Annotated in this window: 18 protein-coding genes; 11 read left to right on the plus strand and 7 right to left on the minus strand. The window is 64.4% G+C overall.

The features are described from left to right. Nucleotides 1-90: 90 nt before the first annotated feature. Genes JOF28_RS01135 through JOF28_RS01150 form a run of 4 tightly spaced genes read right to left on the minus strand, consistent with a single transcriptional unit; the run spans nucleotide 91 to nucleotide 4,266 of the window. Nucleotides 91-861 carry an ABC transporter ATP-binding protein gene (locus JOF28_RS01135; protein ID WP_209704088.1) on the minus strand — a complete coding sequence of 257 codons (771 nt, stop codon included), beginning with the start codon at nucleotides 859-861 and terminating at the stop codon, nucleotides 91-93. After that, nucleotides 858-1,874, minus strand: a complete 1,017-nt coding sequence (locus JOF28_RS01140; protein ID WP_209704089.1) for an ABC transporter ATP-binding protein — start codon at nucleotides 1,872-1,874, stop codon at nucleotides 858-860. Before JOF28_RS01140 ends, JOF28_RS01135 begins: the two co-directional genes overlap by 4 nt. Next, on the minus strand, nucleotides 1,867-2,853 hold the full coding sequence (locus tag JOF28_RS01145) for a branched-chain amino acid ABC transporter permease (protein ID WP_209704090.1): 987 nt from the start codon (nucleotides 2,851-2,853) through the stop codon (nucleotides 1,867-1,869). The genes JOF28_RS01140 and JOF28_RS01145 overlap by 8 nt, the downstream gene beginning before the upstream one ends. A gap of 9 nt (nucleotides 2,854-2,862) precedes the next feature. Further along, nucleotides 2,863-4,266 (minus strand): branched-chain amino acid ABC transporter permease, encoded by a 1,404-nt coding sequence (locus JOF28_RS01150; protein ID WP_342452043.1) that lies wholly within the window; start codon nucleotides 4,264-4,266, stop codon nucleotides 2,863-2,865. A gap of 383 nt (nucleotides 4,267-4,649) precedes the next feature. Between JOF28_RS01150 and ftsY the strand changes: the two genes are divergently transcribed. The 11 genes from ftsY (at nucleotide 4,650) to JOF28_RS01205 (ending at nucleotide 14,768) form a co-directional block, all read left to right on the plus strand. Then, nucleotides 4,650-5,525 carry a signal recognition particle-docking protein FtsY gene (gene ftsY, locus JOF28_RS01155; RefSeq protein WP_209704092.1) on the plus strand — a complete coding sequence of 292 codons (876 nt, stop codon included), beginning with the start codon at nucleotides 4,650-4,652 and terminating at the stop codon, nucleotides 5,523-5,525. Nucleotides 5,526-5,737: 212 nt separating this feature from the next. Continuing rightward, nucleotides 5,738-6,592, plus strand: a complete 855-nt coding sequence (locus tag JOF28_RS01160) for a 3-hydroxyacyl-CoA dehydrogenase (RefSeq protein ID WP_209704093.1) — start codon at nucleotides 5,738-5,740, stop codon at nucleotides 6,590-6,592. 71 nt (nucleotides 6,593-6,663) lie between these two features. After that, nucleotides 6,664-8,232 (plus strand): signal recognition particle protein, encoded by a 1,569-nt coding sequence (gene ffh, locus JOF28_RS01165; protein ID WP_209704094.1) that lies wholly within the window; start codon nucleotides 6,664-6,666, stop codon nucleotides 8,230-8,232. Between the two features lie 98 nt (nucleotides 8,233-8,330). Beyond that, nucleotides 8,331-9,611 carry an alpha/beta fold hydrolase gene (locus tag JOF28_RS01170; RefSeq protein WP_209704095.1) on the plus strand — a complete coding sequence of 427 codons (1,281 nt, stop codon included), beginning with the start codon at nucleotides 8,331-8,333 and terminating at the stop codon, nucleotides 9,609-9,611. Nucleotides 9,612-9,778: 167 nt separating this feature from the next. Then, nucleotides 9,779-10,195, plus strand: a complete 417-nt coding sequence (rpsP, locus tag JOF28_RS01175) for a 30S ribosomal protein S16 (protein WP_209704096.1) — start codon at nucleotides 9,779-9,781, stop codon at nucleotides 10,193-10,195. 5 nt (nucleotides 10,196-10,200) lie between these two features. Beyond that, entirely contained in the window at nucleotides 10,201-10,539 is a 339-nt protein-coding gene (locus JOF28_RS01180; protein WP_245189822.1) for an RNA-binding protein, read from the plus strand. Then, the gene (rimM, locus tag JOF28_RS01185) at nucleotides 10,539-11,150 is read left to right on the plus strand and encodes a ribosome maturation factor RimM (protein ID WP_209704097.1); all 612 of its coding nucleotides are present in this window, start codon (nucleotides 10,539-10,541) and stop codon (nucleotides 11,148-11,150) included. Before JOF28_RS01180 ends, rimM begins: the two co-directional genes overlap by 1 nt. After that, complete coding sequence (trmD, locus tag JOF28_RS01190; protein ID WP_209704098.1) at nucleotides 11,147-11,920, plus strand: tRNA (guanosine(37)-N1)-methyltransferase TrmD; 774 nt, start codon at nucleotides 11,147-11,149, stop codon at nucleotides 11,918-11,920. The genes rimM and trmD overlap by 4 nt, the downstream gene beginning before the upstream one ends. Nucleotides 11,921-11,941: 21 nt before the next feature. Next, nucleotides 11,942-13,276, plus strand: a complete 1,335-nt coding sequence (locus tag JOF28_RS01195; protein WP_209704099.1) for a Mur ligase family protein — start codon at nucleotides 11,942-11,944, stop codon at nucleotides 13,274-13,276. Continuing rightward, nucleotides 13,273-14,010, plus strand: a complete 738-nt coding sequence (locus JOF28_RS01200) for a type 1 glutamine amidotransferase (protein WP_342452044.1) — start codon at nucleotides 13,273-13,275, stop codon at nucleotides 14,008-14,010. Before JOF28_RS01195 ends, JOF28_RS01200 begins: the two co-directional genes overlap by 4 nt. 200 nt (nucleotides 14,011-14,210) lie before the next feature. Further along, nucleotides 14,211-14,768 carry a YceI family protein gene (locus JOF28_RS01205; protein ID WP_209704100.1) on the plus strand — a complete coding sequence of 186 codons (558 nt, stop codon included), beginning with the start codon at nucleotides 14,211-14,213 and terminating at the stop codon, nucleotides 14,766-14,768. A gap of 35 nt (nucleotides 14,769-14,803) precedes the next feature. On the opposite strand, the gene JOF28_RS01210 is transcribed toward JOF28_RS01205, so the two are convergent. The 3 genes from JOF28_RS01210 to JOF28_RS01220 all read right to left on the minus strand — a co-directional run bounded on the left by JOF28_RS01210 (nucleotide 14,804) and on the right by JOF28_RS01220 (nucleotide 17,755). Continuing rightward, on the minus strand, nucleotides 14,804-15,871 hold the full coding sequence (locus JOF28_RS01210; RefSeq protein WP_209704101.1) for an FUSC family protein: 1,068 nt from the start codon (nucleotides 15,869-15,871) through the stop codon (nucleotides 14,804-14,806). After that, nucleotides 15,868-16,857, minus strand: a complete 990-nt coding sequence (locus JOF28_RS01215; RefSeq protein WP_209706669.1) for an App1 family protein phosphatidate phosphatase — start codon at nucleotides 16,855-16,857, stop codon at nucleotides 15,868-15,870. The genes JOF28_RS01210 and JOF28_RS01215 overlap by 4 nt, the downstream gene beginning before the upstream one ends. Before the next feature lie 124 nt (nucleotides 16,858-16,981). Next, the gene (locus JOF28_RS01220) at nucleotides 16,982-17,755 is read right to left on the minus strand and encodes a metal-dependent hydrolase (protein WP_209704102.1); all 774 of its coding nucleotides are present in this window, start codon (nucleotides 17,753-17,755) and stop codon (nucleotides 16,982-16,984) included. Nucleotides 17,756-17,882 lie beyond the last annotated feature (127 nt).

Consider the following 17,882-nt stretch of genomic DNA (forward strand, 5'->3'; position numbering starts at 1 on the left):
GGCCGTTTACACGGCCTTACTGCTTATCTGGGTGACTTACTCGACCGACTGCGTCTGTGGGGCGCTCAGCCCCGCTTACGTGTCGGCCTGTTAGGCCTGCGCGTCAGCCTGCCCGGCCTTCGCTTCGACGTCTTGCGCGAGCGTACCGAGGTAGAGCTCGATGACGCGGGGATCGTTCGCGAGCTCGCGCCCTGCGCCCTCGTAGGCGTTGGTGCCGTGGTCGAGCACATAGGCCCGATCACAGATCTGCAGGCAGCGGCGGGCATTCTGCTCGACCATGATGATCGTGACACCCGTCTTGTTGATCTGACGCGTGCGAATAAACGTCTCGTCCTGCCGCACGGGGGAGAGCCCAGCGCTGGGCTCATCAAGCAGCAGCACGCTCGGGTTCATCATCAGCGCGCGTGCCATGGCCACCGACTGGCGCTCACCGCCCGAGAGCGAACCCGCCTGCTGCTTGCGCCGGTCAGCGAGCATCGGAAACAGATCCCACATTTCGTCAATGCGCGTCGCAAACTCGCGCGGCTTCAAGAACAACCCCATCTGCAGGTTCTCCTCGATCGACAGCGAGGGGAAGACGTTGTTGCTCTGCGGCACAAAGCCGACCCCGGCGCGCACGAGCTCATTCGTTTTCAGGCCCGTTACGTCGCGCCCGTTCAGCATCACCTTGCCACTGCGAATGTTCACCAGCCCAAACAGCGACTTCAACAGCGTCGATTTGCCGGCGCCGTTGGGGCCAATGATGCCGACGAGTTCGCCCTTGCGGGCCTCGAGCGAGCAATCGTTCAAGATGTTGATGCCGGGCAGATACCCGGCGTCGAGGTTCTCTGCCCGCATGATGGGCTCGGCCTGGGTGGTCATCGTGCCTCCTCCGAAATTTCTTGCGCGGTTTCTTCGGCGACCTCGTTTGCGATCGCCCGAATCACCCCGGTGGTCAACACGTCATCGTCGCCGAGATCGCGGTCGTGGTGCGCACCCAGATAGGCGTCAACGACGGCCGCGCTGGTCATTACGTCTTCGGGGAGCCCCTCGGCAATGATCCGGCCCTGGGCCATCACGACGACCCAGTCTGAGATGTGACGCACCATGTGCATGTCGTGCTCAACGAAGAGCACGGTGGTGCCCTCATCGCGCAGCATCTGAATGTGGTCGAGCAGGCTCTGGGTGAGCGCCGGGTTGACGCCCGCCATCGGCTCATCGAGCATAATCATGGACGGGTTGGCCATCAGCGCCCGCGCCATTTCGAGCAGCTTCTTCTGCCCGCCCGAGAGCCCGCCGGCCATGTCGTCACGTTTGGCATCGAGCTTGAACCGGCGCAGCAGGTCTTCTGCGCGCTCGATGTTCTCTTGCTCGCGTTTCGCCCACAGCGGCTTTACGAGCCCGACGAAGAGGTTCTCGCCGGGCTGATTGGCGGCGCCGATGAGCATGTTCTCGAGCACCGTCATGCGGTCGAGTGCCTTGGTGAGCTGGAAGGTGCGAATCATGCCGGCGCGCGCCACCCGGGTGGCGTTCGTGCGGCCGAGATTGCGACCCTCAAACGACCACTTTGCTTTGCCCTCGCCGCCGCCGAAGACACCGGCCACATTCGAGGGCCGGTCGAAACCGGTGAGCAGGTTGAAGAAGGTGGTTTTGCCGGCACCGTTCGGGCCGATGAGCGCGGTGATGGCGCCGCGCTGCACCTCGAGGTGGTCGACATCGACCGCCGTCATGCCGCCGAACTTTCGCTCGATGGTGTCGACCGTGAGAATCGAATCGGGCTTGGAGACCCCCGGCGTCTGATCGAGCGTGCGCAGGGTGGCTCGCAGCGCTTCGCGATCGCTGGGGTAGTTGGGGTGCAGCAGCTGAGAGCCGTTGGCGCGTAACAAGTTAGACATTGAACGACAACTCCTTCTTATTTCCGAGTATGCCCTGGGGTCTGAATATCACGAGCAGCATCAGCATCGATCCGATCAAGATCCACGAGACGATCTCGGTCTGCTGCGCGTCGAGGATGCTTGAGGGCACGAACTCGGTCGCGACCGCTGAGATCACGAGGCGCACGACGAAGAACAAAATCGATCCGAGCAGCGGGCCGAGAATGGTGGCGGCACCGCCCAGCAGCATGATCATCCACAGGTTGAAGGTGGTGGCGCGGCCCATGCCATCGGGGTTGATAGCCGAGGGGAGCACCATGATGATGCCGCCGAAGCCGCCCATCACGCCGCCGATCATGAGCGCCTGCATCTTGTACGAGAAGGTGCTCTTGCCGAGGCTGCGCACGGCGTCTTCATCTTCACGAATGCCCTTGAGTACGCGGCCCCACGGGCTGCGCATCAGCAGCCAGGTGATGAGCAAGAAGAGGGCGACGAGGCCCCACGCGATGATGCGAGACCACCAGTCATCGACACCGGTGTTCATATAGTTCATGCCGAGGAAGGAGGTGCGCCCCTCGGGCAGAGGCGAGAGTGCGTTCAGTTCAACGCGAAAGTTGGGGCTCTGAATGCCGCTCGGGCCGCCGGTGATGGGGGAGAGGTTCGCGAGGCGGGCCACCATGCGTACGATTTCGGCGGCGCCGATCGTCACGATGGCGAGATAGTCACCCCTGAGCTTGAGCGTGGGGATGCCCAACAGCAATGCGAACAGTGCCGAGCTCAGCATCGAGATGATGATGGCGGGGAAAACGCCGAGGCCGTTCATCACTGAGATGACGAAGCCGTAGCCGCCGATGAGCATGAAGCCGGCCTGGCCCATGTTCATGAGGCCGGTGAACCCGAAGTGAACGTTGAGGCCGATCGCGGCGAGCACGAAGGCCGCCGTGACGGGATTGAGTGCGGTCTGCAGGATGGACTGCAGCAGGCTGAGTAGAAATTCCATCGTTCGCCCCTAACCGATCCGCTCTTTGCGGCCGAATATGCCCTGCGGACGAATCAGCAGAACGACAATGAGAATGAAGAGTGCTGCGGCGTGCTTAAGGTCACCCGGCAGCCAAATGTTGGCCATTTCAACGATCATGCCGATGATCATGGCGCCGATGACCGCGCCGAAGGCGGTGCCGATACCGCCGAGCACAACCGCAGCGAACAACAGCAGCAGGAAGTGCCAGCCGGTGTTCCACGAAATACCGTTGAGCACGAGGCCGAGCAGCACACCGGCGAGGCCCGCGAGGGCGGCGCTGGCGATCCACACCACTCTAATGACGCGGTTCACGTCGATGCCAGAGGCCTCGGCGAGCGCGGGGTTATCTGACACGGCGCGCGTGGCACGGCCGAAGCGTGTGAACTTCAGCGCGACGCCGACGCCCACGATCGCGACCAGCGCGATGGCCATCGCCACATACGACTGCACGGTGAGGGTGACGCCGAGCATGGTGATGGTTTTGGGGGTGCTCGGGTCGATGCGCAGCACGTTGGCGCCAAAGAAGAACTGGAAGACGTTCTGCAGCACGATGGAGAGGCCGATCGATACGATCATCAGCTGCATCAGGCTCAGGCGTTTCTTGCGCAGCGGTTTCCACAGCGCCGCATCTTGCACCCAGCCAAACGCGGCCATGAGCACGACGGAAATGCCGCCCGCGAGCCAGATGTTGCCGGTGAGTGACATGAACAGGAACGCGAGAATGCCACCCATTGACAGCATCTCGGCGTGCGCGAAGTTGCTGAACCCGGTCGTGCCGAACACGAGCGACAGGCCCACGGCGGCGAGCGACAAGAGCAGGCCCATGCGCACACCCGAGGCGGCTTGCTGCCACAGGCGCGGCCACGAGAAACCGTCGCCGCTGGCTTCGGTCGCGGTCGCTGCACCGGGAGCGGCGCCCGACTGGTTCGTGCTGGCGGGGGCCTGGCCCGCGGGTGCATCGGTGCCCGAAGCTCCCGAGGTGCCCGCGGCGCCTGGGGCCGCGGCGGCGGCCTCATCGTCGGTGAGCGGGAAGAGCGCGCTCACACTGTTGTAGAGCTTCACATTGACGGTGCGCTCGGCCTGACCCTTCGCGAATTCGCCGCTGGGCAGGGTCGCGGTGTCGAGCGCGACGGTGTACTCGCCGTCTGCGTCGACCGCGAAGCTCCACCGGCCAGCGTCATCGGTTTCGGTCTGCTGAGCGCCCTCGTCGAGGTCGATGGTGACGCCCGCGGCGGGGTCGCCCGCGCTCGTCTTGATGATGCCCTGAATGCAGGCGGTGGCAGGATCGGGTGCGCACGTGTCGGCGTACGCCGGCGGCAGCGCCAGCGAAGAGAGGCCAAACATCGCGAGTACACCGATAAGAATCAGAAGCGAAAGGCGTCTCGGGGACACCGCACTCCTGGGGGTGGAGAGGATCACTTGACCTCCATTGGTCATTTTCCGTCTTGTCTCAAATGCAGGGTGCTGGCGTAAAATCCGCCGCACCTCAAAATCACGTTGCTGCTGCCGAATATAGCGGAATCGCGGGCGTTGGTTTGCTTCGGCTGTTGGCATGGTGCAATTTTGGGCGGCGGGCCGCCCCTTATTTCTGTACCAACTGCCCGGTGAAATGCCAGGTCGGCCGCGAACTTCCTATGTATTGATCTGGATCATTTGTCGCCAGCCTCACCGTTTTACAGCGCGAGGCGTTGTCGCGGGAGTCGTGATGGGGTCGCTGCAGGGCCATCGCGGGGGCGTCGCGGCTGAAAATTGCTGACCACCGGTAGGATTGAGGCATGGCAGAGCGATCCTGGTCTTTCTCGAAGGCTTTTAAGAACATTTTTAGTGGCCCCGAGCAGATCACCGATGACACGTGGGACGATCTTGAGACCGCGCTCATCACGGCAGACTTCGGCCCCGACGTCACCGATTCGATCCTTGATCAGTTGCGCGCAGACGTCGAACGTCACCGCGTCACTGAGGTGAAAGAGATGCGGCGCATGCTGCGCGACGCGATCGAAGAGCGGCTCGCGGCATACGATCCGACACTCACGCTGTCTGATCGCCCCGCGGTCGTACTCGTGGTCGGTGTGAACGGTGTGGGCAAGACCACCACGATCGGCAAGTTCGCGAACTACCTCACCGCCTTCGATAAGAAGATCATCGTCGGTGCGGCAGACACGTTCCGTGCGGCCGCCGTCGAGCAGCTCGCCACGTGGGCCGATCGCGCAGGCGTCGACATTGTGCGCCCGCAGCAGCACGGCCAAGATCCCGCTTCGGTTGCGTTCCAGACCGTCGAGCGCGCGATCGAGGGCGGTTATGACGTCGCCATTATTGACACGGCCGGCCGATTGCAGACCAAGGGCGGCCTGATGGATGAGCTTGGCAAGGTGCGCCGCGTCGTTGAGAAGCTGGCCCCCGTCGCCGAGGTGCTGCTGGTGCTTGACGCGACGACCGGCCAGAATGGGCTCGCGCAGGCCGAAGCCTTCATCGAGCACGCTGGCGTGACCGGCTTGGTGCTCACCAAGCTCGACGGCTCAGCCAAGGGCGGGTTTGTGCTCTCGGTGCAGCAGAAGACGGGCCTGGCGATTAAGCTCGTGGGCCAGGGTGAGGGCATCGGTGATCTCACCGGCTTCACGCCGCACGTCTTCGCGCAGCAGCTCGTCGGCTAATTTCGCCAGCTTCACGCAGCATTCGCTGGCTACATGCCGCACCCGCCGCTGAGTGACCCACCCCTACGGGCGGGTCACTCAGCGTATTTTTCTCCCACGTGTGGCTTTTCGCTGGTAATATAGGGAAGTGAGGCCTGACGGCCACCCTTTTCGCTTCGGCCGCCAGGCCGTAAGCGCTGCCATCGGGGCGGCGCATGCGAGAAAGGGTGAACATGCAGAACCTGACCGTATTGGGCACGGGCGTCTTAGGCTCCCAGATCATTTTTCAAGCGGCCTACTCGGACAAACAGGTCGTCGCGTACGATCTCAACGATGAGATCCTCGGCAATCTGCCGGCGCGATGGGAATACCTGAAGCCGCGATACCTCGCCGAGGTGCCGGGCGCGACGCCCGAGAAGCTGGCGGCCGCGGTGGGGCGTATTCGTGCCTCATCAGATCTTGCAGACGCGCTCGTCGATGCCGACATCGTGATTGAAGCGGTGCCCGAGCGTCTCGATATTAAACAGAGCACGTGGGAACAGGTGGGCAAGCTTGCCCCCGAGAAAACGAACTTCTGCACCAACTCATCCACGCTGCTGCCCAGCGACATCGCCCCGTTCACGGGCCGCCCCGAGAAGTTTCTCGCCCTGCACTTTGCCAACGAGGTGTGGTCAAAGAACACCGGTGAGGTGATGGGGCACCCGGGCACCGACCCGGCCGTGTTTGAAGCGGTGGCGCAGTTCGCTGCCGAGATAGGCATGGTGCCGATCAGAATCCATAAAGAGCAGCCGGGCTACGTACTGAACTCGCTGCTCGTGCCGTTTCTAAACGCGAGCGCGAAGCTGGTCGTCAACAAGGTCGCTTCGTTTGAAGACATTGACAAGACCTGGCGCATCGCGACCGGTGCCCCGGTGGGCCCCTTCCAGATCTACGACATCGTCGGCATGATGACCCCGTACAACCTCGGCAAAGACAGCGACGACGCTGATATGCGCGAGTTCGCTGAATTCGTGAAGCGCGAGTACATCGATAAGGGCTGGCTCGGCAAGGGGGCCGGGCGCGGCTTCTACGACTACGGCGGCCAATAGCGGTGATTCGCTGCCCGCGGGTGTGCCGGTGCAATATCGGTGCACCCGCGCAGGGTAGAATCTAAGACACTATGGCTACTTTCGGAAACCTCTCTGCGCGGCTCACCGACACCTTCAAGAACCTGCGGGCGAAGGGCAAGCTGTCGGCGTCTGACATTGACAGCACGGTGCGTGAGATTCGTCGCGCCCTACTCGAAGCCGACGTTGCGCTTGACGTGGTGAAGGACTTCACCGGCAAGGTGCGCGATCGCGCCCTCGGCGACGAGGTCAGCGAGGCACTCAACCCGGCTCAGCAGGTCGTGCAGATCGTCAACGAGGAGCTCGTCAGCATCCTCGGTGGCGAGCAGCGCCGCCTCGAGTTCGCGAAGAACCCGCCCACGATCATCATGCTCGCCGGCCTGCAGGGCGCTGGTAAGACCACGCTCGCGGGCAAGCTCGCCAAGTGGCTCAAGGGCCAGGGGCACACCCCGCTGCTCGTCGCGTGTGACCTTCAGCGCCCCAACGCCGTCACGCAGCTCAGCGTGGTGGCCGAGCAGGCGGGCGTCGCAGTGTTCGCGCCCGAGCCCGGCAACGGTGTGGGCGACCCCGTCAAGGTCGCCAAGAACGGTGTGGCTGAGGCGAAGGCGAAGCACCACGACTTCGTGATCGTCGATACCGCCGGTCGTTTGGGCGTTGACGCCGAGATGATGAAGCAGGCGGCAGACATTCGCAAGGCCGTCAACCCCGACGAAGTGCTCTTCGTGATTGACGCGATGATCGGTCAAGACGCGGTCGCCACGGCGAAGGCGTTCCAAGAGGGCGTCGACTTCACCGGCGTGGTGCTCACCAAGCTTGACGGTGACGCACGCGGTGGTGCTGCGCTGTCGATTCGCAGCGTCACGGGCAGGCCGATTCTGTTCGCCTCAACCGGTGAGGGCCTGGGCGATTTCGAGCCCTTCCACCCCGACCGTATGGCCAGCCGCATCCTTGACCTGGGCGATATTCTCACGCTCATCGAGCAGGCGCAGGGCGCCTTCGATGAGGATGAGGCGCGCAAGGTTGCCGAGAAGATCGCGAAGGATGCGTTCACGCTCGACGACTTCCTCGGCCAGATGCAGCAGATGCGCAAGGCCGGCTCCATCAAGAAGATGATGGGCATGCTGCCGGGCATGGGCAAGATGAAGGAGCAGCTCGACAACTTTGACGAGCGCGAGATCGTGCACACCGAGGCCATCATCCAGTCGATGACTAAGGCCGAGCGCGAGAACCCCAAGATGCTCAACGGCTCACGTCGTCTGCGCATCGCCAAGGGTTCGGGCATGACCGTCACCGACGTTAACCAGCTCGTGCAGCGCTTCGAGCAGGCCGCCAAGATGATGAAGACCGTTGCGCGCGGCGGCATGCCGCAGATCCCCGGTATGGGGCCGATGCCCGGCATGGGCAGCCACGGCGGCAAGAAGAAGCAGCAGACCAAGGGCAAGGGTTCGAAGAAGTCGGGCAACCCGGCCAAGCGCGCCCAAGAACTCTCGGGCGTCGAAGCCGCGAAGGCCGCAGCCCCCGCGGGCTTGGGCTTCGGACTCGGCGGTGGGGGAGCAACAGCTGCCCCGAGCGAAGAAGAGATGGCCAAACTGCAGCAGATGCTGGGTAAGGGCCTGCGCTAACCGCATCCGCACCACCCGCACTGCCGCAACATCGCACGCACCAGCACAGCCCGCGCATTCATGCCGCGGGCTGTGCTGTATCAGTCAAGGAGGACCTCATGCACCGTAGCGCCGAATACCTGATTGGCACCGCGATCGCCGCGCGCGATATCTGGACCGATGTGCCGCTGGATTGGAACGATCCCGGCGGCGAAACGATTCGCGTATTTGCTCGCGAACTGGTCGCGGCCGAAAAGCGCCACGAAGAACTGCCGCTGCTCGTGCATCTGCAGGGTGGCCCGGGCGGCAAGGGCCCACGTCCCCTCGCACGCGGCGCCTGGCTGGATACGGCGCTGAAGCGCTTTCGCGTGGTGATCCCCGATCAGCGCGGCACCGGCCGCTCGACCCCGCTGTCGGGCCGCGACTTTGCCGAGATGGCCGCCGAAGAGGGCGCGCGCCGGCTGTCGCTGCACCGCGCCGACTCGATCGTGCGCGACTTCGAGGCGATCAGGCACACGCACTACGCCGGCCGCCCGTGGTGGAGCATTGGGCAAAGCTACGGCGGCTTCCTCACGCTGCACTACCTGTCGGTCGCTCCCGAGGCGATCGTGGCTTCGGCGGTGACGGGCGGGCTGGCGTCGATTGATCCGGATCCCGACGAGGTATACCGCCGCACGTTTCCGCGCGTCAGCGAGAAGAACCGCGTCTTTGCGCAGCGGTTCGGGCACCTCACGGAGCGCATCGGCCGCGTCGCCGATGTGCTCGCGGCGGGGGAGACATATCTGCCCGACGGTGACCTGCTGACCGTGCGCCGGCTGCAGACCCTCGGCCTCGACTTTGGGATGGGCCCGGGCTACGACCGGGTGCACTGGATGTTTGACGAGGCCTTTGCCGATGCGGGCGAGACGCGGCTCAGCGACACCTTTATCGCCACGGTCGGGCAGGCGACGGCATACGCGACGAACCCGCTGTTCATGGCCCTGCAAGAAAGCATTTATGGGCCAGGGCCTTCTGCCTGGGCGGCCCAGCGTGCCCGCGACGCGCGCCCCGAATTCGCCGAGAGTCGCAGGCCACTGCAGTTCACCGGCGAGATGGCGTTCCCCTGGATGTTCGAAGAGATTCGCGCGCTGCGCGGGTTTCGTGACGCCGTTGAACTGCTCGCTTCGCGCGAGTGGCCGATCGCGCTCTACGATCACGCGCGCCTCGCAGCAAATGAGGTGCCTGTTGAAGCGGCGGTCTACTTCGCCGATATGTACGTCGATGCCGAGCTCTCGCTCGACACCGCGCGCCGCGTCGGCGGGGTGAATACGTGGGTGACGAACGAGTATGAACACGACGGTGTGCACCACGATGGCGTTGCTGAGCGACTGTTTGTGGCCCTTGAGCGACGTGTTGGCTGAGGTTTCCCCGCATAGGTTGCACTAAAACCCCTGATCGCAACAAAAATTGCGATTTTGGCTCAGTTGTGCCAAAATTGACAAGTTCGCGAAATACGCGTCCCTAGGTTTTCACGCCGGCCACACACTGTGTGCGCGAGGCGTCGTGCCATTCAATTCAAGGAGTCATCATGGCTGTCAAGATTCGCCTCAAGCGCTTCGGTAAGATCCGCGCCCCCTTCTACCGTGTTGTTGTTGCTGACTCGCGCACCAAGCGCGACGGCCGCGTCATCGAGGAGATCGGTCAGTACCACCCGACCTCACACCCCTCGTTCATCGAGATCGATTCAGATCGCGCTCAGTACTGGCTCAGCGTTGGCGCACAGCCGACCGAGCAGGTTGCTGCTCTGCTGAAGCTCACGGGCGACTGGGCTAAGCACACCGGTGTTGGTAGCACCGAGTCGAAGGTTCTCGCTCCCGAGGCCAAGCCTGCATTCGTTGCTGACGCATCGAAGAAGGCTGTTCTGCGCCCCAAGGCTGAGAAGCCTGCTGAGGCTCCCGCAGAGGCGCCCGCTGAAGAAGCAGCTGCAGAGACCACCGAGGCCTAAGACCCTTGGCTGAACAGGCGCTAGCTGAAGCGCTCGATCACCTGGTGCGCGGAATCTCTGCGCACCCCGATCAGGTGCGCGTGGATTCACGCGATACCGGCCGCGGCGAGGTACTCGAGGTGCGCGTGCACCCCGAGGATCTGGGCCGTGTGATCGGTCGCGGCGGGCGCACTGCGTCGTCGCTGCGCACCGTGGTTTCGGCACTGTCGGAATCTGGTCGTGTACGCGTTGACGTGATTGACACTGATGTGGTCGATTCCAGCGTGATCGAGGCTGACGCAGTTGAAACCGACGCCGTCGTTACTGACGCGGCGCACGCTGCCACTGTCGAGGGCGGCGCCTGATGGCCGACGCTTCCGGGCGTGCGCAAGCTCCCCGTCCCGCTAGCGGGGCGGGGAGCTTGCGTGTTGGCCGACTGACGAAACCCCACGGCCTCAAGGGCGGTGTGAAGCTCGAGTTGTTCACCGACAACCCCGAGCTGCGCTTCACCCCCGGCGCCGTGTTCTACCTTCAGGTACCCGAAGACTCACAGTGGTTCGGGCGCACCATCACGATGCGTGAGCTGCGCTGGTTCAACGAGGCCCCCGTCGGCTTCTTCACCGAGGTTCCCGACCGCACCGCGGCCGAGAGCATCGTGCGCGCGATCCTGTGGATCGACGAGGAGGCTGTCGCCGAGGGCCAAGAAGATGACGCATGGTACGACCACCAGCTCGTTGGGCTGCAGGTCGTGCGCGAGGGCGCCAACGGCCCCGAGGTGCTTGGCAAGGTTGCAGAAGTGCAGCACTTCCCGGCGCAAGACCTGATCACCGTCACCACTGCCAACGGCCCCGTTTTGGTGCCGTTTGTTGAGGCGATTGTGCCCAGCGTTGACCTCGAAGCCGGCGTCATGCACGTCACCCCGCCCGCGGGATTGTTCGAAGAACTCGAGCCCGCTGAGGGGGAGGACCCCGCGTGAGGATCGATGTCGTCACAATCTTTCCCGGCTACTTCGACGCGCTCGAACTATCGCTGCTGGGCAAAGCCAAGCACAAGGGACTGATTGACGTGCGCGTGCACGATCTGCGCGAACACGCGCACGATAAGCACCGCACGGTCGACGACACGCCTGCGGGCGGTGGCGCCGGCATGGTGATGAAACCAGAACCGTGGGGCGTCTGCCTCGATGGCATCTTGGACAGCGCGGCATCTGAGGCTGCTGAAGCCTCCGATGCTGCGCAGGTTCCTGATCCGGATCCGCTCATCATCTTCCCGTCACCCGCTGGCGACGTGTTCAACCAGCGCATGGCCCGCGAACTCGCTGAAGAATCGCACCTCGTGTTCGGCTGCGGCCGCTACGAGGGCATCGATCAGCGGGTGTTCGACGAGTACTCGGCCCGCGGCCGCGTGCGACTCGTGAGCCTGGGCGACTACGTGCTGAACGGCGGTGAAGTCGCCTCGATCGCCATGATCGAAGCGATCGGCCGCCTCGTTCCCGGCGTCGTAGGCAACCCGCAAAGCCTCGTGGAAGAATCCCACGAGGAAGACGGGCTGCTCGAGTACCCGAGCTACACCAAGCCGGCTTCCTGGCGCGACCGTGAGGTGCCCCCGGTGCTGCTGGGTGGCAACCACAAAGCGATCGAAGCGTGGCGCACCGAGCAGCGCATCGAGCGCACGCGCCGGGTTCGCCCCGACCTTCTGCCGCGCGAGCTGCGCGGCGAACCGCGTGGGCGGCACGTCGCAGAGTAACCCGCCACTAGGCTGGAACGCATGCGTGATGTAATTTCAGCCGCCGTCGGTAAGACAGTGCGCCAAGTGGCGCGACTGCGCGGCGGCGGCTCAGCTCTGCCCGGGCTCGTCGTCGAAAAGATTGACCCCGGGTTCTTGGGCCGTGTGCTCGGCCGACTGCCCTACGGGGTGGTCGCCGTGAGCGGCACCAACGGCAAAACCACCACCACGAAGATGGTGGTGGAAATGTTGGAGGCCCGCGGCCTACGCGTGTTCACCAACAAAACCGGATCAAACTTCTCTCGCGGCGTGGTCGCCGCCGCCATTCAGGAGTGCTCCCTGAGTGGCCGCATTGACGCCGATGTCGCGGTGATTGAGCTCGACGAAGCCCACGCGATGTACTTCATCAACCGGGTGCCGCCGCGGTTCACGCTGCTGCTAAACGTGCTGCGTGATCAGCTCGACCGCTTCGGCGAGATCGACACGACCGCCCGCTACCTGCAGCGCATCGCCGATGCCACCACCGGTGGCCTCGTCGTCAACCGCGAAGATCGCCTCGTCGCCCGCATCGGTGAGATCACCCGCGAGCGCGCGGGCGGGCCCCAGGTGCGCGACTTTGGGCTCGCACCAGACCTGCTCGCCACGTTCCCGAGCGATGACGATTTTCACGCCGATGCGGCAGCGGCGCCTTCGCCCGAACCGGCTGACGCGGTGCCCGCCGATGTCACGCTCACGAAGCTGGGCGACCACAAGGCAACGTTTGTCATCGACGGCGAAGACCACCACACCTCGCTGAAGCTTGAGGGCCTCTACAACACCTTCAACGCCGCCGCGGCGCTTTCGACCGTGCGCATGATTTTGGCGGCGGGCCCGCAGGCCGGCCAAAGCATCGCCAACCAGCCGACCGCAGACTCGGCCGCGATCGTCGAAGCGCTCTCTCAGGTGCGCCCCGCGTTTGGCCGTGGCGAGCAGCTCGTGCTCGACGACCAACCGCTCGAACTCGTGCTCGTGAAGAACCCCGCAGGCTTCAGGCTCGGGCTCGCCTCGTTTGAGGCGGCCGGGGTCGCGACGATGATCGCGATCAACGACCAGTACGCTGATGGCCGCGACATGTCGTGGCTGTGGGACGTCGACTTCTCGACACTCGCCACCGACGGTGTCAACCTCATCAGCGGCACTCGCGCGTGGGATATGGCGCTGCGGCTGGAACACGACGACGTCGCCGTTGGGCACGTTGAAGAGGACCTCGGCGCCGCGCTCACGGCCTTCCGTGAGCGCACCATGGGGCAGCCGCGCCGCATCTACTGCACCTACACCGCCATGCTCGAGCTGCGCCGTGCGCTCGCGCTCGTTACCGACGTGGAGGACATCTGGTGACCCACTCACAGGAGACGACGCGTGAGCTCGTCATTCTTTCGCTCTACCCGCGCGACATGAACATTTACGGTGACCGCGGCAACGTGCTCGCGCTGTCACGCCGCGCACGCGCCCAGGGGTTCACCCCGGTGGTCGTTGACCTGAACCCGGGTGACGCGCTGCCCGAGCACATTGACATCGTGATCGGTGGCGGCGGCCAAGACTCAGGCCAGGCCCGCGTCGCCGCAGATCTCGCGGGTCGCCGCGAGCAGTTTCACCAGCTCGCCGAAGCGGGCGCCCCCATGCTGCTCGTGTGCGGGCTGTACCAGCTCTTCGGTCACCGCTTCATCACCAGCACCGACGAAACCCTCGAGGGTATCGGGGTGCTCGACGTGGAAACCCGTGGTGGCTCGGAGCGCATGATCGGCAACATTGTGCTCGAATCTGCAGACTTCGGTGAGGTCATTGGCTACGAAAACCACAGTGGCAACACCACGCTCGGCGAGGGCTCAACCCCGTTCGGGCGGGTGCTGCAGGGCGCGGGCAACAACCCCACCTCTGGCGCCGAGGGCGCACGCAGCCACAACGTGATCGGCACCTACCTGCACGGATCCCTGCTGCCGAAGAACCCCGCGGTCAGTGACTTCTTGATCGCCCAGGCCGCGAAGGCCCGCTACGGCAGCTTCGAACCGGTCGCCGGCATCGACGAGACCACCGAGCGCGCACGGGCCAGCGCAAAGCGCCGCCCCCGGTAGCCTCACCTGTTCATGGGGTGGCTGAGCGCGGGGTGGCCAGGGGGTGCGCAGTCATGTGCATGCGTGGCCACCCCGTGAACGCAAACGGTCCCGTGAAAAAACTTTTTCAAAAAAGTTAGATGCAAGGGAATATAGTCGCCCAATCGGCGTTATCCTTCTGTGAGGCCGGTCCCGGCCAGACCACGATAGGAAGGCATCGCATGTCGATCACCGCAGAACAGATCCCCGGCTACCGCGTTGGCACTTGGGCCATTGACCCCACGCACTCGGAGGTCGGCTTCTCGGTTCGTCACCTCGCCATCAGCAAGGTCAAGGGCAAGTTCGAGAACTTCTCGGCCACGTTCGAGACCGCAGAGAACCCCCTCGAGTCGAAGGTGACCGCCACCGCTGAGGTTGCTTCGGTCAACACGAACGAGAAGAACCGCGACGGCCACCTGCGCACCGGTGACTTCTTCCTCGCTGACGAGTTCCCCGAGCTCACGTTTGTGTCGACCGGCGTGCGTGCCGACGGCAGCGATTTCATCGTTGACGGCGACCTCACCATGCGCGGCGTTACCAAGCCCGTCAGCTTCGAGTTCGAGCTCGGTGGCTTCGGCGAAGATGCCTACGGCAACTACAAGGTCGGCTTCACCGCCAAGACCGTCGTGAAGCGCGAAGACTTCGGCCTGAGCTGGAACGCTCCCCTCGAAAAGGGTGGCCTGCTGCTCGGTTCTGATGTCACGATCACGCTCGACATCCAGGCAGCACTCCAGGCGTAAGCCTTACCGGGCGGTACGCCGCCTGTAGTGCGGGGTCAGACGATCTCTCCGGTGATCCGGCCCCGCACGCGCCGCAGATCTTCCATCAGTGAGCCGATGAGCACCCAGTGCTCGGGGTTGGGCTGCGGAATAACGTACGGTTTCGTGAGCGCGGGTGGTTCGATCATTTCGAACTCGCCCGCGCTTTCGTGTACCAGCCGCGAAAGATCGTGGGAGGCGCGGCGCATCTCATCGGCCATGCCCTGCACCGCCGGGTCTGCGGCGAGCTCGGGGGAGTAGAGGTCGGTGAGGGCGCGTGCCATACCGATCACCTGCGTGACGATCGGCTGCAGCCGTTGAAACTGGTCGTCGTCATCGGCGAGCGTTTCGGCGTAGCGGCGGCCGCGAGGATTGAACCGCAGGCTTTCGCGCGCCTGACGCAGCAACTGATGCACGTGCCTGCGCTCATCTTGCAGTGCGCGCGCGTTCGCGAGCATCTGCGCAAGCCACGGTTCATCGCGCGGGGTAGAAAGCCCGTCAGCGATCTCTGAAAGCACCAGCGCCGCATCGTCGGTGAGCGTCGCAATCGCCTCGTGCACCGACGAGCTGCGCACCGGGGCGACCACGAGCGCATTGATCAGCACCCCAATCGCCGCGCCGATTGCGGTCTCCACGAACCGCTCCACCCCGTAATCGAGGCTCAAACCGCCCAGCGCGATCATCAGCAGCGCGCTGATGGCGATCTGGTTCGCAGACGACGGGGTCATGCGCAGCAGCCAGCCCACGGCCATGGCGGCCGGGATCGCGGCGATGAACAGCCACGATGCATTGCCAAATACGGTGCCGGCGCCGATGGCGACCGAAACTCCGAGCAAGACGCCAATGACGCGCTCGATGCCGCGGGTGAGCGACTGGTCGACGTTGTCTTGCATCACCAGCAGCGCGGCGATCGCACCGAAGAGCGGCAGCTGATCGGGGAATATCGCGGCGCACACAAACCACGTGATGATCGAGGCAGCAGCGCCCTTGAGCAGCTGGAACCATGAGGGGCGAACCTTCACCGTAAAACGGCCAGTTAAATTGCGCTCGAAGCGGCGCCACGGGCGAGTTACGGGTGAGGTCACAGCAACCCGAGTTTTTTGAGTTCTTCGCGCAGCGTCGCACCATCGGGGCCATACACCCAGGGCACACCGCTCGTGCTGCGGTTGACGCGCGCCTTCGACCGGCCGCCGGCGAGCACAGCCTCGCTGATGGAGAGCTGCCTGATGAGCACGGCCGCCACGTTTTGTGGGTAGGCGGTCGCGAACTCGTGGTACAGGCCCTCATCGTGCTGGCCGTCGTCGCCGATCAAGATCCAGCGCATATCGGGGAACTCGCGGGCAATGCGCTGCAGTTCGCGGCGCTTGTGCTCCTGACCGCTGCGGAACCAACGGTCGTGCGTGGGGCCCCAATCGGTGAGCAGCAGGGGGCCCATCGGGTACAGATTGCGCGCCAAGAAGCGGCTGAGCGCGGGGGCCGCGTTCCAGGCGCCCGTCGACAAATAGATGACGGGGCTGCCCGGGTGGTGAGCGGTGAGGTGATCGAGCATCACGGCCATGCCGGGGGTCGCGCTGCGGGCGTGTTCATCGAGCACGAAGCTGTTCCACGCGGCAACAAACGGCTTGGGGAGCGCGGTGATGAGGATCGTGTCGTCGACGTCTGAGATGACGCCGAGCTGCGCCTGCGGGTCAACGATCTTCACGGGCGCATCGGCGGCCTCGCTGTCGCCGGTCTGCAAGGTGAGCGTGTGCCAGCCCGAATCGAGCGATACGGGCACGATGGAATCGATGACGCCGCCGCGATCGGCCACCACCTCGGCGACGGGCACCCCGTCAACGAGCACCTGCACCGGCTGATGCGGCACCGACAAGCTGGTGAACGTGCGCCAGCCGCGCACGCGAGAAACAGCGGTGACATCGGGGCGAAATCGGGTGTGTTCGCGGCTGTCGGGGCGTAAGTACAGCACGCGGCCGAGCACGCGCACCCACTCGGTGGTGCCGTAGCCAATGTATGGGATGACTGACGGGGTTTTTCCCTGCGCGATCGCGCGCTTGGCCCGGTGCGATTGCATCCAGTCCTCAAAGCGCGCCGCAAAGCGGGGGCGGGAATCGGGCTGGGCGTTCAATGTCACCTGTTCAGTGTACGCGGTTCGGCTTGAGGGGCGTCCATATGCTGGCGCCCCGGCCGTGGCCGGGCTATTTCGTAATGTAGACCGCGATGAGGTTCGCGATAAGGCCGGTGAGGGCATAGAGCCCCAGCAGGGTGCCCAGCACGCGCTCTGCGAGGGATCCGGTGCGCCCCAAAATGGGAAGCGCGAAGTAGCCGTTCCCCTTCCAGATCTTGCTGATGACGGGCAGCGATTTCACAACCTTGGGAGCCTTGAACTTGAGCGGCCAGAACCAGTTGATGCCCTCAAAGGTGAGAAAGTCGCCCGCGATGTGCGCGGTGAAACCGACCGTGACGCACAGCTGAAACCAGCCCATTTGGTCGGGCAGAAACAGGGTGAGCGCGGCGGCGGCCACGATGCCCATCAACCACGCGAGCGGCCACGTTTTTGCGATCGTGAGCACCTTGAATGCGAACGTAAACAGCGCGGCCGCGGCGAGGGCGGCGCCCCACGGAATCGCCTGGTGCCACCACGTAGGCTGCGCGCTGAGCGTGCCGATGAACCCGGTGGCAAACCAGCAACCGATGATCGCGAGGATCGAGTGCATGCCGTGACGGTGCCCGCCGGTGATTGAACCCGCGGCACCAGCCGCGACGCGACCGGCGACCGGAATCGAATGCGCGATGGTGGCGTTGTGGTGGTCGGCGTCGGGCAGCAGCGCGGCACCCGCGCACACAACCGCGCCGGTGATCAGCTGCCAGGGCTCGACCTCGACGATGCCGAGCGCGGGGAACGCGGGTGCGGTAGACGCAACCGCCACCCAGGCGGCGGCGCCTGAGATTGCGTGGTTGAAGCCCATCATCGTGAATCGATCTCCTCGTGTACGCGGCAAACTGCTCAGGCGCGCATCGCAGTGTGTGAGCGAATCAGGGCCCGCGACGCCTAGGTGGGGCCGCACCGGCCCAGGTCGCATGGCGCAGCATGTTGCT

It is taken from the genome of Leucobacter exalbidus (assembly GCF_017834145.1).
In the GTDB taxonomy this organism is placed as follows: domain Bacteria; phylum Actinomycetota; class Actinomycetes; order Actinomycetales; family Microbacteriaceae; genus Leucobacter; species Leucobacter exalbidus.

Excerpts from the sequence above, each read along its gene's own strand:
- rpsP (WP_209704096.1), top strand. The coding sequence starts at position 9,779 with ATGGCTGTCAAGATTCGCCTCAAGCGCTTCGGTAAGATCCGCGCCCCC.
- rimM (WP_209704097.1), top strand. The coding sequence starts at position 10,539 with ATGGCCGACGCTTCCGGGCGTGCGCAAGCTCCCCGTCCCGCTAGCGGG.
- ffh (WP_209704094.1), top strand. The coding sequence starts at position 6,664 with ATGGCTACTTTCGGAAACCTCTCTGCGCGGCTCACCGACACCTTCAAG.
- JOF28_RS01140 (WP_209704089.1), bottom strand. The coding sequence starts at position 1,874 with ATGTCTAACTTGTTACGCGCCAACGGCTCTCAGCTGCTGCACCCCAAC.
- JOF28_RS01195 (WP_209704099.1), top strand. The coding sequence starts at position 11,942 with ATGCGTGATGTAATTTCAGCCGCCGTCGGTAAGACAGTGCGCCAAGTG.
- JOF28_RS01220 (WP_209704102.1), bottom strand. The coding sequence starts at position 17,755 with ATGATGGGCTTCAACCACGCAATCTCAGGCGCCGCCGCCTGGGTGGCG.
- JOF28_RS01145 (WP_209704090.1), bottom strand. The coding sequence starts at position 2,853 with ATGGAATTTCTACTCAGCCTGCTGCAGTCCATCCTGCAGACCGCACTC.
- JOF28_RS01170 (WP_209704095.1), top strand. The coding sequence starts at position 8,331 with ATGCACCGTAGCGCCGAATACCTGATTGGCACCGCGATCGCCGCGCGC.
- ftsY (WP_209704092.1), top strand. The coding sequence starts at position 4,650 with ATGGCAGAGCGATCCTGGTCTTTCTCGAAGGCTTTTAAGAACATTTTT.
- JOF28_RS01215 (WP_209706669.1), bottom strand. The coding sequence starts at position 16,857 with ATGCAATCGCACCGGGCCAAGCGCGCGATCGCGCAGGGAAAAACCCCG.
- JOF28_RS01205 (WP_209704100.1), top strand. The coding sequence starts at position 14,211 with ATGTCGATCACCGCAGAACAGATCCCCGGCTACCGCGTTGGCACTTGG.
- JOF28_RS01135 (WP_209704088.1), bottom strand. The coding sequence starts at position 861 with ATGACCACCCAGGCCGAGCCCATCATGCGGGCAGAGAACCTCGACGCC.
- JOF28_RS01160 (WP_209704093.1), top strand. The coding sequence starts at position 5,738 with ATGCAGAACCTGACCGTATTGGGCACGGGCGTCTTAGGCTCCCAGATC.